Source organism: Mycobacterium intermedium (genome assembly GCF_002086275.1).
GTDB classification, from domain to species: Bacteria; Actinomycetota; Actinomycetes; order Mycobacteriales; family Mycobacteriaceae; genus Mycobacterium; species Mycobacterium intermedium.
Genome location: NZ_MVHT01000004.1, coordinates 49,472 through 62,532, shown reverse-complemented (window position 1 = coordinate 62,532; position 13,061 = coordinate 49,472). Strand labels below are relative to the sequence as shown.

General features: G+C 65.4%; 12 protein-coding genes. 2 read left to right on the top strand and 10 right to left on the bottom strand.

What is annotated here, in order from left to right:
* Nucleotides 1-35 precede the first annotated feature (35 nt).
* Nucleotides 36-875, top strand: coding sequence for a mycofactocin-coupled SDR family oxidoreductase (locus BST27_RS02355; RefSeq protein ID WP_069418122.1), 840 nt, complete (start codon nucleotides 36-38; stop codon nucleotides 873-875).
* An 11-nt stretch (nucleotides 876-886) separates the two neighbouring features.
* Nucleotides 887-1,732 carry an SDR family NAD(P)-dependent oxidoreductase gene (locus tag BST27_RS02350; RefSeq protein WP_069418123.1) on the top strand — a complete coding sequence of 282 codons (846 nt, stop codon included), beginning with the start codon at nucleotides 887-889 and terminating at the stop codon, nucleotides 1,730-1,732.
* A gap of 78 nt (nucleotides 1,733-1,810) precedes the next feature.
* Here BST27_RS02350 and BST27_RS02345 read toward each other — a convergent pair whose 3' ends face one another.
* The 10 genes from BST27_RS02345 to BST27_RS02300 form a co-directional block, all read right to left on the bottom strand.
* The gene (locus BST27_RS02345; protein WP_069418124.1) at nucleotides 1,811-2,614 is read right to left on the bottom strand and encodes an SDR family NAD(P)-dependent oxidoreductase; all 804 of its coding nucleotides are present in this window, start codon (nucleotides 2,612-2,614) and stop codon (nucleotides 1,811-1,813) included.
* Nucleotides 2,615-2,625: 11 nt separating this feature from the next.
* The gene (locus BST27_RS02340) at nucleotides 2,626-5,040 is read right to left on the bottom strand and encodes a CaiB/BaiF CoA transferase family protein (protein WP_232007211.1); all 2,415 of its coding nucleotides are present in this window, start codon (nucleotides 5,038-5,040) and stop codon (nucleotides 2,626-2,628) included.
* 118 nt (nucleotides 5,041-5,158) lie between these two features.
* Complete coding sequence (locus tag BST27_RS02335) at nucleotides 5,159-6,277, bottom strand: M24 family metallopeptidase (protein WP_069418126.1); 1,119 nt, start codon at nucleotides 6,275-6,277, stop codon at nucleotides 5,159-5,161.
* Nucleotides 6,267-7,436: a M24 family metallopeptidase gene (locus tag BST27_RS02330; protein WP_079219545.1), complete on the bottom strand. Its 1,170-nt coding sequence runs from the start codon at nucleotides 7,434-7,436 to the stop codon at nucleotides 6,267-6,269. Before BST27_RS02330 ends, BST27_RS02335 begins: the two co-directional genes overlap by 11 nt.
* 44 nt (nucleotides 7,437-7,480) lie before the next feature.
* Nucleotides 7,481-8,542, bottom strand: coding sequence for an amidohydrolase family protein (locus BST27_RS02325; protein ID WP_197518079.1), 1,062 nt, complete (start codon nucleotides 8,540-8,542; stop codon nucleotides 7,481-7,483).
* 112 nt (nucleotides 8,543-8,654) lie between these two features.
* Nucleotides 8,655-9,839 (bottom strand): cytochrome P450, encoded by a 1,185-nt coding sequence (locus BST27_RS02320; protein WP_139804981.1) that lies wholly within the window; start codon nucleotides 9,837-9,839, stop codon nucleotides 8,655-8,657.
* Nucleotides 9,840-9,898: 59 nt separating this feature from the next.
* Entirely contained in the window at nucleotides 9,899-10,093 is a 195-nt protein-coding gene (locus BST27_RS02315; protein ID WP_069418128.1) for a ferredoxin, read from the bottom strand.
* Between the two features lie 10 nt (nucleotides 10,094-10,103).
* Nucleotides 10,104-10,760, bottom strand: coding sequence for a TetR/AcrR family transcriptional regulator (locus BST27_RS02310; protein WP_069418129.1), 657 nt, complete (start codon nucleotides 10,758-10,760; stop codon nucleotides 10,104-10,106).
* A gap of 64 nt (nucleotides 10,761-10,824) precedes the next feature.
* Entirely contained in the window at nucleotides 10,825-12,069 is a 1,245-nt protein-coding gene (locus BST27_RS02305; protein ID WP_069418130.1) for a cytochrome P450, read from the bottom strand.
* Nucleotides 12,070-12,162: 93 nt separating this feature from the next.
* Complete coding sequence (locus BST27_RS02300) at nucleotides 12,163-12,981, bottom strand: SDR family NAD(P)-dependent oxidoreductase (RefSeq protein WP_069418131.1); 819 nt, start codon at nucleotides 12,979-12,981, stop codon at nucleotides 12,163-12,165.
* Between the last annotated feature and the right edge of the window lie 80 nt (nucleotides 12,982-13,061).

Genomic DNA, 13,061 nt, shown 5'->3' with positions numbered 1-13,061 from the left:
GCCGGTGCACCGGTTAGAGCCCGATAGGAGAGAAAATGACTGGACGCGTTGAAGGCAAAGTCGCCTTCATCACCGGGGCGGCGCACGGTCAGGGCCGCAGCCACGCGGTGCGATTGGCGCAAGAGGGCGCCGACATCATCGCCATCGACGTCTGCAAGCGAGTCGTGGAAACCAGCCCGATCCCGCCGGCAACCCCGGAAGATCTGGCCGAAACCGCAAATCTGGTGAAGGGCCTCAACCGGCGGATCTTCACCGCCGAGGTCGACGTGCGCAATTACGACGACCTCAAGGCCGCGGTGGACGCCGGCGTCGAGCAGTTGGGCCGGTTGGACATCATCGTCGCCAATGCCGGCATCGGTAATGGCGGTGACACCCTGGACCAGTGCACCGAACACGACTGGCAGGAAATGATGGACGTGAACCTGACCGGCGTCTGGAAAACGGTGAAAGCCGGTGTGCCACACATCATCGCCGGAAAACGGGGTGGCTCAATCATATTGACGTCGTCGGTCGGCGGCCTGAAGGCGTATCCGCATTGCGGCAACTACGTCGCGGCCAAGCACGGCGTGGTCGGCATCATGCGTTCGTTCGCAGTCGAGTTGGGGCAACACATGATTCGCGTCAACTCGGTGCATCCCACCCACGTGAGCACCGGGATGATCATGAACGAGGGCACCTGGAAAATGTTCCGCCCCGATCTGGAGAACCCGGGACCCGACGACATGGCCCCGATCTGTCAGATGTTCCACACCCTGCCCGTCCCGTGGGTGGATGCAGAGGACATCAGCAACGCGGTGTTGTTCCTGGCCTCCGATGAGGCGCGCTACGTCACCGGGGTCACCCTGCCGGTCGATGCGGGGAGCTGCCTGAAATAGGGTTCCGTTCTATGGGCGGAATTTCTAGCTTCGCAGGGCTCGGAACGGTCATCACAGGCGGCGCGAGTGGCATCGGCTTTGCCACCGCTACCGAGTTCGGCCGCCGCGGAGCCAAGGTCGTGCTTGCCGACGTCGACCAGCCCGGGCTGGAACACGCCGTCGCCCACCTGCGTGGCGAGGGCGTCGAGGCACATGGCGTCGGATGCGACGTTCGGCACCTCGACGAGGTGGTTCACCTTGCGGACGAGGCGTTTCGGCTGCTGGGCCAGGTGGACGTCGTATTCAGCAACGCCGGCATCGTGGTGGCCGGCCCGATTGCGGAGATGACGCACGAGGACTGGCGGTGGGTGATCGATATCGACCTGTGGGGGTCGATCCACACCGTCGAGGCGTTTCTACCGAGACTGCTCGAACAGAACAAGGGTGGCCACCTGGCCTTCACCGCGTCCTTCGCGGGGCTGGTGCCCAATGCGGGTCTCGGGGCGTACGGCGTTGCCAAGTACGGCGTCGTCGGTCTGGCGGAGACACTGGCCCGGGAGGTCAAGGACGCGGGGATCGGGGTGTCGGTGCTGTGTCCTATGGTCATCGAGACCAAACTGGTTTCGAATTCCGAGCGGATCCGAGGCGCGGATTACGGCCTGGCGTCATCGCCCGATGTGACGGGTTCGGTCGGTTCGCTGCCGGCGCAGGACGACACCGTGACGGTGGACTCCTTCGCCAAGTTGATCGCCGATGCGATCCTGGCGAACCGCCTCTACGTGCTTCCGCACGAGGCATCCCGGGCCTCGATCCGCCGCCGGTTCGAGCGCATCGACCGGACCTTCGATGAACAGGCCGCGGAAGGCTGGCGCCACTAATCGCCCCCATCACCTCCGCGAGCAGACACAAAATTGCATATTTCCGCGCCGAAAAATGCAATTTAGCGTCTGCTCGCGCTAAGGCGCGAGCTGGTATTCGCCGGTGTCTGGATGGTGGTGCCAGCCGGCCGCCGCGTGCGTACCGCCGTCGACGTGGATCGTCTGACCAGTGATGTAGCTGGACATATCGGACGCGAGAAAGACTGCGGTACCGGCGATCTCGTCGACATGCCCCGGACGTCCCATCGGCACCATGTTGGCGACGCCCGCCAACGCATCCGGCCCGCCGAGCTGTGCGAGTCCCTCGGTCACGGTGATATCGGGCGCAATCGCGTTACACCGAATGCCATGGGGCGCCAACTCCAGCGCGGCGGTCTTGGTGTAGTTGATCACGCCGGCTTTTGCGGCCGCGTATGCCGCGTAACCCGGTGCGGCGCGCACTCCTTCGATTGATGTGACGTTGATGATGCTGCCTCCCAGCTTGGCGGCGACGAGCTGTCGAGCCACTCGTTGGCTGCACAGCAGCACATGGCGAAGGTTGGCCCGATACAGGGCGTCCCAACCGTTTTCGCTGGTTTCCAGTATCGGAGAGGAGAAGGCCCCACCCGCGTTGTTCACCAGTATCGTGACCGGGCCGAGCTCGGCGGCAGTGCGCCGCAACGCATCGTCCACCTGAGCGCTGTCGCGGACGTCGGCCACTATCCCCAGCACGCCAATGGATTTGGCGGCCTGAGCGCAGGATTCGGGGTTGCGCTCCCAGATCGCCACCGTCGCACCGAATGCCGCAAGCCCAGCCGCTACGCCGCGACCAATGCCCGCTCCCCCGCCGGTCACCACCGCGACCCGGCCGGTGAGCAGGATATTCGAGGGGTCGATGGCCATGGTCGTCGCCTTCAGATCTTGGAGTAGGTAGCCGGCGTATATCCGATGACGCCATCGGACTCCAACTCGGCGATTTCGGCATCGGTCAGACCCAATTCGGTCAGCAGTTCATGGTTGTGCTGCCCCAGCCGGGGCGCCGACTGGCGATGAAAAGTATCCGGTCCGAGCGACAATCTCATGGGCACCGTGCTGAACCGCACTGGGTTGTCGTGGGCTTGGACGGGGTGGTCGACGAGTTCGAAGAATCCGCGGGCTTTCAGTTGGGCTAGCTCCGCTTGCCGGTGCGGTTGTATCACCTTGGCCACCGGCACACCGGCTTCCCAGAGTGTCGCAACGATGTCGTCGCCGCTGCGCTGTCCGCACCAGGCGGCCAACCGCTCGTCAATGAAGTCTTCGCGCTCCCTTCGACCGGACGCGGTAGACAGCGCCGGATCCGTTGCCCACGCAGGTGATCCGAGGGCATTGCACAGCATCCCCCACTGTTCGTCGGTTTGCACCGCGATGGCCACCCAGCAGTCGAGCCGACCGAACTCATCGACATCGACCGTGCGGTAGAGATTCTGCGGAACGGCGGTCGGCCCGCGATTACCCGCACGCTCGAGAAGTGCTCCGTACGCGGAGTGTTCGATGACCTGCTCCGCCGAGATGTTCAGCGCGGCGTCGACCATCGCCGCTTCCACCAGCACGCCCTGGCCGGTGCGGCGTCGGTGCTCCAAAGCCAGCAGCAGCGCGTTGAGGGCATGGACGCCGGCATTGGGATCGCCCACCGAATAGGGCTCGTACGGCGGACGATCGGGATAGCCGGTCAGCCAGCTCACCCCGGACGCGGCCTCGATGACGTACGCGAACGCCGGATTGTCGCGCCACGGCCCGTCCAGACCGAACCCGGGCATCCGGACCATCACCACGTCGGGCCGAATCGATTGGACCGTGCCGAAATCCAGCCCGATCTGATCCAGCACACGGGGGGTGAAGTTTTCGGCGACCACATCACAGGTGGCGATCAGTCGGTGCAGCAACTCGCGACCGCGCGGGCTCTGCAGGTCCAGGGTCAGGCCCTTCTTGTTCGTGTTGAGGGCCGCGAAGATCGGCGACTTCTCCCACCATTGGTATTCGGTAGCGGGAATGCCGGCGATCATTCGGGTGCCATCGGGGCGGCGGGTGGATTCGACATGAATCACGTCGGCGCCGAGCATAGCCAGATAATGCGTACAGCTAGGGCCTGCCCAGAATGTTGTCATATCCAGCACGCGAAGTCCACTGAGCGGCAACCGCTTTGCAGACGAGCCCGTGCCGGGGTCCGTCCGGGGCTTGCTGGTGGCGGCCCGGTACAACGCGGTGTGCTCGCCTAGTCTCGGGGCCGGGGTTGGTGGCCGCAGGCGTGCGGGCCGCATCCGATACGGGTGGTTCGGCTGCTGAAAGCCGTCGCGGGGATTGCGCACGAACGAACCGCGCTCTCGAAAGTGGTTCAGGGAGGTGATATTCGCGCCATTGGCCACCGGTGCGTTGGGGATGCGGAAGGCCGTCGCGAGTTCGCGGATCTCGTCGACGGGATGGCTGCGCACCCACGCGTAGATCTCCTCGGCGTGCAGGTTGGCCTGCTCGGTGATCGTCAGCGGAGAGTCTTCGTCGATCCACTCGTGGTGACCGACCATCGCACACAGGTCGAACCACTGCTGCGCGGTGCCGCAGCCGAGGTCCACCAGACCGTCTTGAGCTTGCGCGGCCCCCGGTACGGTGAGCCGCCGGGCATCGCGCCACGGTCGGCCGAGCATTTCGAAATACGTTACGGGGTAATAGGTCAGCGACAGGATCTGAGTTTCCAACATCGACAGATCGATCAACTCACCCGCGTCGCGGTACCGCGACACCAACGTCGCCGCGCTCGCGAAGGCTCCCGCCAGATACTCCCCGACCTGCCCGCCGACGAATACCGGCGCCCGCTCGGGCTGCCCGCGGCCCAGCCCGATGATGCCGCCCGACCATGCTTGCAGGGTGAACTCGGTCGCGGCCCGGTCGTGCCACGGGCCTCGCAGCCCGAACGGTGTGATCGAGGTGACCGTGAGGTGCGGATGGCGCCGATGCAGCTCATCCGGCGCAAATTCGTGGTGCTCGGCAACTTCAGAGCCGGCGGACCAGACGACAGCGTCGGCGGCGGCAAGCAACCGGTCCACGAACTGGGCGTCGGTGTCGGGATCGGCAACGACGCTGTGCTTCGCGCCAGCCAGGAAGGAGAACAATGCGCCGTCGGCACCCGGTTGGATCGTGGCGCCGGAGGAGGACCAGGAGCGCAGCGGATCGCCTTCTGGCGGTTCGACTTTGATGACCGTCGCGCCTCCGTCGGCCAGCAGTTTGGTGCAGTAGGCACCCGCGATTCCGGTGGACAGGTCGACGACCGTGTAGCCGGCCAACGGCGGCTCGACCACTAGCCCTTGCACTTTCTCTTGCGCACCTTCGTGCTCAGTCGCCATTCCGGCGGAAAGTTGGTGAGCTGGTGGTACCGGATGATCTTCTTCGCCGGCACATCTGCTTCGGCCGGCACGGCTACTCCTGCCAGAACGGGCTGGAGGTCAAAACCTCGGGTCCGTCGTCGGTGATCAACACCGCTTCGCGACCGAAGACCGCGCCCACCTCGGGTTCCCAGACGTACCCGGTGACAGCGAGAACCATGCCCGGGTCCAACCTTTCACCCTTCGCCGTCTCCGGTAACAGCGGCGAGATGACGGGTGGGTCGAAGCCCATCCCCAAGCCCCGCGCTACCGGCATGGGCGGTGGCGCCTCCCCCACGGCGTCGTAGGCGGCGAGTAGGCCACTCGCTGTCGCGCCGGGCCGGCACGCGGCAAAGAGGCCATCCCACAGCCTGCCCCAGCGCCGGTACAGTGCTGCTGCACCGTCGATACTGCCGACGGGCCAAGTCCGGCCCACTTCAGCGATGTAACCACCGACCAGGACGCCCGCGGACAATGCCACCAGGTCGCCGTTTTGAACGCGGCCGTCACCGCTCCCGCGCCGCCATGGGTGCTCACGCGCCGTCACCCACGCGACGTCCTGATTCGACGGGGTGCTCACCCCACCGGCCGCCAATGCCTCCAACAGCACTCCCGCCAGTGTTTGTTCTCTGACGCCCGGTCGCAACTCGGATAGTGCCGCGGCTAGCCCCTTTTCGGCCACGGTGACGGCCTCGCGCAGCGCGGCAAGCTCTTCGCCGGTCTTGATCCGCCGCGCGGCCCGCATCGCCAGTTCGCCGTCGACCAATTCGGCATTGGGAAACGCGGTGGGCAGCAGCTGAGCGAAAACCGGTGACAGGGCGTCGGTTCCGACGCGCTTGGCAGTGTCCGCGCCGTCGATGCGCCGCAGCGCCGCAATGGTGTTCGCCGGATTCCAGGAGATGCCGTACAGGTGCTCGTGCGGGATATCGTCGGGAACGCCCTCGTCCCAGGTGCTGAGCAGGTGAATCGCGCCGGTCTCGCGTACCAGCACACAGGTGGGGCCGAATGGCCGGGTTCCCGCGACCCACAGTTGCGGTGCGCCGGAAACGTATCGGACGTTGGCTTGTCGTCCGAGGACCAGGACGTCGAGATCATGAGCCGCCATCTGGGCCAGCGCCCGCTCTCGTCGCGCGCAGCGCAGGGCGCGGTCGTCGGGCAGGACGTCAACAGACATAGGGGTCATAGGGGTAGTCGGTCAATCGTGTCGACCCTTCCTCGGTGATCACCAGCACTTCTTCGCTGCGGTAGCCGCCGGTCCCGTCCTCCCACACCACTGGCTCCAGCACCAGGACCATGCCCGGTTGCAGGACGAAGTTCTCGTCGAACTCGTCACCGAGATCGGTGCCGATCATGGGCATCTCGGCCGCGTTGACGCCGATGCCGTGCCCCAGGTAAAAGTGCGGCAGCCAAGGCCGGGTGCCGCCGTTGGCTTCGATGGCGGCGCGCCCGAGATCCGCGGCGGTGGCCCCGGCGCGGGCCACGCTCAGCACGGCGGTCATGATCTCCTGCCACCGGTCGAACTGGGCCTGCTGCCGCGGTGTCGGGTCCCGCCCGACGATCCAGGTGCGGCCGAAATCCGAACAGTAGCCGCGGTAGGTGATGCTGACGTCGGTCCACAGCACATCCCCGGCGGCCAGTTCACGCTCGGTGGTCAGCAGCGGCAGCGCCAGATCGCCATGAGTAGTCCACACGCCCTCGGCCTTGCTGGGCGGCATCACCTGCCAGATCGGCTCGAGCATGCTGGCCATGGCGCCTAATTCGAAGGCCCGACGCAAAAAGGTGGCCGACAGATCGATCTGGCGAATCCCGGGCGCCAGAGCCTTGTGGACTTCGACCATCGCCTCGTCGGTGATCCGTACCGCCGTGCGGATGCACGCCAATTCGTCGGGGGTCTTGATCGCCTTGGCGGCGCTGATCACGGCCGCAGCGTCGACGGGAGCGGCGTTGGGGAACAACGTGTTCCGGGCGCGTGACATGGCGCCGGTGAACTCGTCGACGGCGACCACGGCACCGGCCGGAACCAGATCCGCCAGCACCCGGGCGAAATTCGCCACGCCTTCGTCGAATTCGAGATAGACGGGCCCGTGCAGATGGTCGGCGGGCAGATCCGACTCCTGCGAGGCGCCCTCACGGAACGGTAGGAACAGGTGCGGCGATTCGTCGTCCGCCAGCACCACGGCGACCGGTCGTTCCACGTACGATACGCCGGCGTCCCCCAGCGGCCAGCTCGCTCCGGTGGCATAGACGACGGCATTGTTTCCCAGCAGCACCAGAACGTCGACGCCACGGTCGGCCATCGCGGCGCGCAGCCGCGCTCCGGTTTCCCGGCGCATCCGGATCAGGTCGGGTACCTCGGGAATGGTGTCTGCGAAAGTGGTCACAGGCCCAGGAATTCGGTGATGTTGTCGCTGACGATTCGGACCGCCTTCTCCGGGCCGACGGCGTTGACGACGGCTGCCAACGACTTCTCGGAGTAGCCGTAGGTGCTTTCGTTGTGCGGGTAGTCCGACGACCACATGACCTTGGTGACGCCGATCCGGTCGATCAACTCCAGCCCCAGCGGGTCGACCATGAACGACGCGCTCATGTGTTTGTCCCAGTAGTAGCGCACCTCGTGTTCCAGCGGCCGGTTGAACATGTGCTGATAGGACGCCACCAGGTGCTCGGCGTCCTGCAGCGCCCAGGGCACCCAGGCGATCCCGCCTTCGAACCAGCCGATCCGCAGCGCTGGGTGCTGATCGAGGATGCCGCCGAAGATGTACTTGGAGAAGGTTTCCCGGAATCCGTCGATGTTGATCATCATCCCGACGACGACGCTGTTGAATTCGCACGGGCTCTTCGGCGGGGTCTCGCCGATGTGGTGGGTGAGCGGGAGGCCGGCAGCCTCGATCTCGTCCCACACGGCGCTCATCTTGGTGCTCGCGTAGTCGATCGGGATGCCGTCGTCGTCCTTGCCCGGGTTGAGCGGCATCAGAAACGTCTTGAGCCCCAATGACTTCAACTCGGCCAGGGTTTTGCGCGTCCCTTCCGGGTCCCACCAGTTGATCAGCCCGGCGCCGTAGAAGTGACCGTTCGAACGCTCCTGCAGTTCGGCGATGTACTCGTTGTAGATCCGGAACGCGAGCTCCCGCAGTTTCTTGTCAGGGTAGTGGAAAAGGGCCAGAACGGCGTTCGGGAAGGCGAGTTCCTTGTCGACGCCGTCCTCCCGCAACTCCTGAATACGGGCCTCGATGTTGGTGCTCGCCGCGCCCGGCAGGTCGTCGTACTGCATAAGCACCGCGCTGAAGTCCCCGGGCAGGAACGACTGTCCTTTGCGGCCCACTTGGTAGGCGCCGTCCTCGTACCAGATGCGCGGCGCCTTGTCTTTGAGGTCGTCGGGGAAACGTTCGTAAAAGATGTCTGCGGCCAGAGAAATGTGGTTGTCCGCGGAGAACACCACGGTTCCCTCGGGCAGACCGACGTCGCTGCCGCTGGCGTGCCCGCGCCGATCCTTCGGCGCGCCAAAGCCTCCGGGCGGGTACAAGGTGCTTGCTGTTGTCATCGTTGACCTTTCACCAGGTGACCGGCAGTTCGTAAACGCCGTAGGCGAGCCGGTCATGCTTGAGGGGGATCTCGTCGATCGGAACGGCAAGGGCGAGCGTGGGAATCCGGCGAAGCAGCGTGCGGTAGACGATCTGCAGTTCCGCACGTGCCAGCTGCTGGCCCACGCACTGGTGCCGGCCGTAACCGAATGCGACATTGCGGTCGGCGCCCGAGCGGTGCAGGTAGAGCCGGTCGGGGTCGGTGAACGCGTGCGGGTCCCAGTTCGCCGGGGCCAGGTCGATGATTATTCCTTCGCCGGCTTTGATGACCTGGCCGGCGATAGGGATGTCTTCGACGGCGACGCGGCGCTGGCCGTTCTGGATGATGCTGAGGTAGCGCAGTAGCTCCTCGACCGCATTGGCGACGATCTTGGGATCTTCGGCATCACGCAATACGGCTGCCTGGTCGGGGTTTTCGAGCAGGGCGAGCACGCCAAGCCCAATCATGTTCGCGGTGGTTTCGTGGCCGGCAACCAGCAGTCCATTGGCCAGCTGTGCGGCTTCTTTCACACTGAGTTCGCCGGCCTTGACCCGTTCGGCCAAGTCCGAGACCGCGTCTTCGGCCGGGTTCTCCATCTTGGCCTCGACCAGCTTGATGATGTACTTGTACAGGCTGATCGCGCCCTTGGCCGTTTCCTCGCCCGTCGCGTAGCGGGCCAGACCGACGTTGGCATGCTCCTGGAACAGTGCGGCGTCCTCGTAGGGCACACCGAGCAGTTGGCTGATCACCAGCGACGGGACCGGCAGGGCCAGAGCGGTGACGATGTCGGCCGGCTGCGGGCCCGCCAAAATCGCGTCGATGTGTTGGTCGGTGATCTGCTGGATGGTGGGGCGCAGACCTTCGACGCGACGAAACGTGAACGGCTTGGACAACATTCGCCGGAACCGGGTGTGCTCCTCGCCGTCGGAGGTGAAGACCGATCGCGGCCGCTTGTGCACCGTGGCCAGCATGCCGGCATTCCAGTGCGGAAACCCGGGGATGCGGTCGTCCACGCTGACGCGCGCGTCGGAGAACAGTTCCCGGCATTGCTCGTAACCGGTGATGAGCCAGGGAGTGCTGCCGTCCCAGATCCGGACGCGACTGAGCGGCGTGGCCGCTGCCAGCGCCATCACGTCCGGAGGCGGCGCGAACGGGCACCCAGCCGCGCGGGCCATCGGATAGTCGGGTATCCCGGGGTCGACGTCCGGTGTGGTTGCCAGCGTTTCCGACACGGTCACTCCTCGATCTGGATCGCCATCGCCGGACAAAAAGCGGCGGCTTTGCGGGCGCCCTCGGCCAGCTCGGCCGGAGGGTTCGCGTTGAGCAGGACGACGACGCCGTCCTCGTCACGCTGGTCGAACACCTCGGGCGCGTTCATGACGCAGTTGCCCGATGAGGCGCAAATATCTTGGTTTACAACTATTTTCATCAATCTGCTCTTAATCGGACTCAGTAACGGGTGCCAACCACAGGCCCACGATCGCGTCGATGAGGCCGGTGGCCGCCGCCCGCCAGGACCAGTGCGGCGCCGCGGTGCCTGCTGCGAGCGCCCGCTCGAAATCCGCGCAGGTGTGCATCAACAGGTTGCGGGCCATGATGTTTCGTTCGGAACGCACGCTCACCGTCAGGTCATGCAGGCAGCTGTTGATTCCGTCGATCACCTGCACCAGCGACGGTGAGCTGAGCGCGTCCTTGACGACGATGTTGTGGTAGGCGGGGTCGGTCATGGCCTGCGCGGCAAAGCGTGCGTACCACGTCGGGTTGCCGAGTTCCTCCAAGTGGTCGGTCAGCGGTCGGACCAGACAGGCCACCCAGTCCCGCATTCCGGCCGAAGCGGGCAGCGCCGCCACCATCTGCTCCCGCAATTGGTCGATGGGGCCGCGATGCTTGTGCTCTATCGCGCGGACCAGGTCGGCTTTGGTGCCGAAGTGGTAGCCCACCGCGGCGTTGTTGCCCTGGCCGGCGGCCTCGCTGACCTGCCGATTGGAGACCGCGAACACACCGTGCTCGGCGAACAGCCGCTCGGCCGCCACCAGGATGGCCTCCTGCGTGGAACTGGCCCGCTCGCTGCGCACGGGCCTGCCGAGGGTGGTCATTCCGCCAGTCAACCGCCTGCACGGTTTTAAGTCAAGCGATTGATTTAATGTTGCTCCGCTCGCGCTAGGCGGCCGGCTGTTCGGAGTCGAACTCGATAGGCAGCGTGGTCGGTCCGCTTATGCCGCTCAGCGGCTTCCACGGGGCCGGACCGGTGCGCCGAGCGTTGGGCATGCGCCGAGCCATGATCGAAAGAGCCTCGGCGAGCTCGAGTCTGGCGAGATTTGCGCCGAGGCAGTAGTGCATGCCGGCGCCGAATGTCTGCATCGCCGGTGCGCCATCGCGGGTGATGTCGAGGCGGTCGGGATCGTCGTAGACAGCGGGATCGCGGTTCGCCGCTGCCATATTCGCCAGGACCAGGGTGCCGGCCGGGATCATGACGCCGGCAAGTTCTACGTCCTCAAGAGCGATGCGGAGCATCGCGGGTGCGATGGGCGAGTGGCGCATCGTCTCCTCCACCGCGTTCGTCGCAAGCTCGGGGCGTCGGCCAAGTAGGGCCCACTGCTCGGGGTGGTCACATAACACCTGCACCGAGGCGGCCAGCTGATTTCGCGTGGTGTCGGTGCCGGCCATCAACAGGCCCGCTGCCAGCATCCGCAGCTCGTCGGCGCTCAGGCTGTCGCCGTCGTCCTCGGCGCGAATCAGCTCCGAAAGCAGATCGTCGGTCAATGTTTGGCGTCGGGCGGCGACCATCTCGTCGATGTAGGCGTCCAGCGCCTCCCACGCCGCCAGGATGACCCGCTCGTGTTCGGCGACGTTCCAGTCGAAGACCTTGAAGATGTCTTCCGTCCAGGCCGAGAACAGCTCCCAATCCTGCGACGGTGCGCCCAGGAGCGCACAGATGATCGGGATCGGATATTGGCGGGCGATGTCGGTCACCACATCGCAACGTCGGCTGCCCGTCTGGCCGTCGACGAGCTCGTTGATCACGTCGATGACCGTCGTGCGTAGTCGCGCGGTGGCGCGTGGGGTGAAGGCTTTGCAGACCAGTCGCCGCAGGCGGTGATGCGCTGGCCCGTCGAGACTGATCAGGCTGGTAGCCACCCGGTCCCAGAGCGGACCATTCGTGATTCCCTGCGCGGCCAGGAACATTCCTTGCGGTACCCGGAATCTGTGATTGCGCAGCACATTTCGAACGAGTTCGTAGCTGAGCACCTCTGGCCCGTGCGGCCCGATTGCGATCGGCGCCCGGCGGCGCGCCTCGCTGATAATCTGGTGTGCCTCATCCGGGCTCTGGCAATCCTCGTAGTCGATCTGCGGCAGATCGGCATCGAAGACCTTCGGACACGGTCGATCAACGGTGATGGTCATGGCGGCCCCCGGGCGGTGGTTGGCAGAAGTGCCTTCTTGACGGCTTCGCCCTAAATCCTTGGCGCCGAAGCCACGCAGCACATGCGTAGTCGACTACCTGTCTTTGTCTTGGCGCTTGCCGGAACGGATCACCTTGCCCGCTACCGTCCCCCCGTCGACAGGCAACACGATTCCGGTGACATAGCGGGACCGCTCGGTGGCGAGGTACAACGCCGCCTCCGCGACATCGTCGGGCGTGCCTTCGCGCTTGAGCGGCCGGTCGTCACGCATGGTCTGCCGAATCCTCGCCTCGAAGCGCTCGAGTTCCTCGCGGTCCACGCCCTCGGCCGACGACGCCAGGATGGGCGTCGGTATGTTGCCCGGCGCGATGGCGTTGACGCGAATCTCGTGAGATGCCAGCTCGATCGCCGCGGACTTGGTGAATTGGATGACCGCGGCTTTGGACGCGCGGTAGGTAGCCACCCCGCCGCCGGCTTGAATGCCGCCGATAGAGGTCAGGTTGATGATGGACCCACCGCCGTTGGTGGCCATGTGTCGTGCGGCATCGCGGGTCCCGGCCATCACCCCAAGGACGTTGACCGCCATGATGCGGTGGAAATCCGCGAAATCGTCGTCGAGCAAGCGCCGCAAGGGTCCCGAAATCCCGGCGTTGTTCACCATCACGTGCAGACCGCCGAAGCGCTCGACCGCCGTCGCCACCAGCCCCGCTACCTGTGCGGGATCGGCGACGTCCGTGCGCCGGAACAACGCCGCGGGGCCGAGCGCATCCGCGAGGGCTTCCCCCGCGTCGGTTTCGATATCGCCGATGACCACCCGGGCGCCTTCGGCCACAAACCGTTCGACCAGGCCACGACCGATGCCAGAGGCTCCGCCGGTGACAATGGCAACATTGTCCGCCAGTTCGTTGACCACACGACGAGTTAATCGGCGTCGCTGCTATTAAGTCAAGCAATTGATTTAACGCCCTGCTCACCGGAATGGGTAGGGTCATC

What these genes read in the sequence shown, in the direction of transcription:
- BST27_RS02350 (WP_069418123.1), top strand. Translation starts at nt 887, where the DNA reads ATGGGCGGAATTTCTAGCTTCGCAGGGCTCGGAACGGTCATCACAGGC.
- BST27_RS02320 (WP_139804981.1), bottom strand. Translation starts at nt 9,839, where the DNA reads ATGGCCCGCGCGGCTGGGTGCCCGTTCGCGCCGCCTCCGGACGTGATG.
- BST27_RS02345 (WP_069418124.1), bottom strand. Translation starts at nt 2,614, where the DNA reads ATGGCCATCGACCCCTCGAATATCCTGCTCACCGGCCGGGTCGCGGTG.
- BST27_RS02330 (WP_079219545.1), bottom strand. Translation starts at nt 7,436, where the DNA reads ATGCGCCGGGAAACCGGAGCGCGGCTGCGCGCCGCGATGGCCGACCGT.
- BST27_RS02305 (WP_069418130.1), bottom strand. Translation starts at nt 12,069, where the DNA reads ATGACCATCACCGTTGATCGACCGTGTCCGAAGGTCTTCGATGCCGAT.
- BST27_RS02310 (WP_069418129.1), bottom strand. Translation starts at nt 10,760, where the DNA reads ATGACCACCCTCGGCAGGCCCGTGCGCAGCGAGCGGGCCAGTTCCACG.
- BST27_RS02355 (WP_069418122.1), top strand. Translation starts at nt 36, where the DNA reads ATGACTGGACGCGTTGAAGGCAAAGTCGCCTTCATCACCGGGGCGGCG.
- BST27_RS02335 (WP_069418126.1), bottom strand. Translation starts at nt 6,277, where the DNA reads ATGTCTGTTGACGTCCTGCCCGACGACCGCGCCCTGCGCTGCGCGCGA.
- BST27_RS02315 (WP_069418128.1), bottom strand. Translation starts at nt 10,093, where the DNA reads ATGAAAATAGTTGTAAACCAAGATATTTGCGCCTCATCGGGCAACTGC.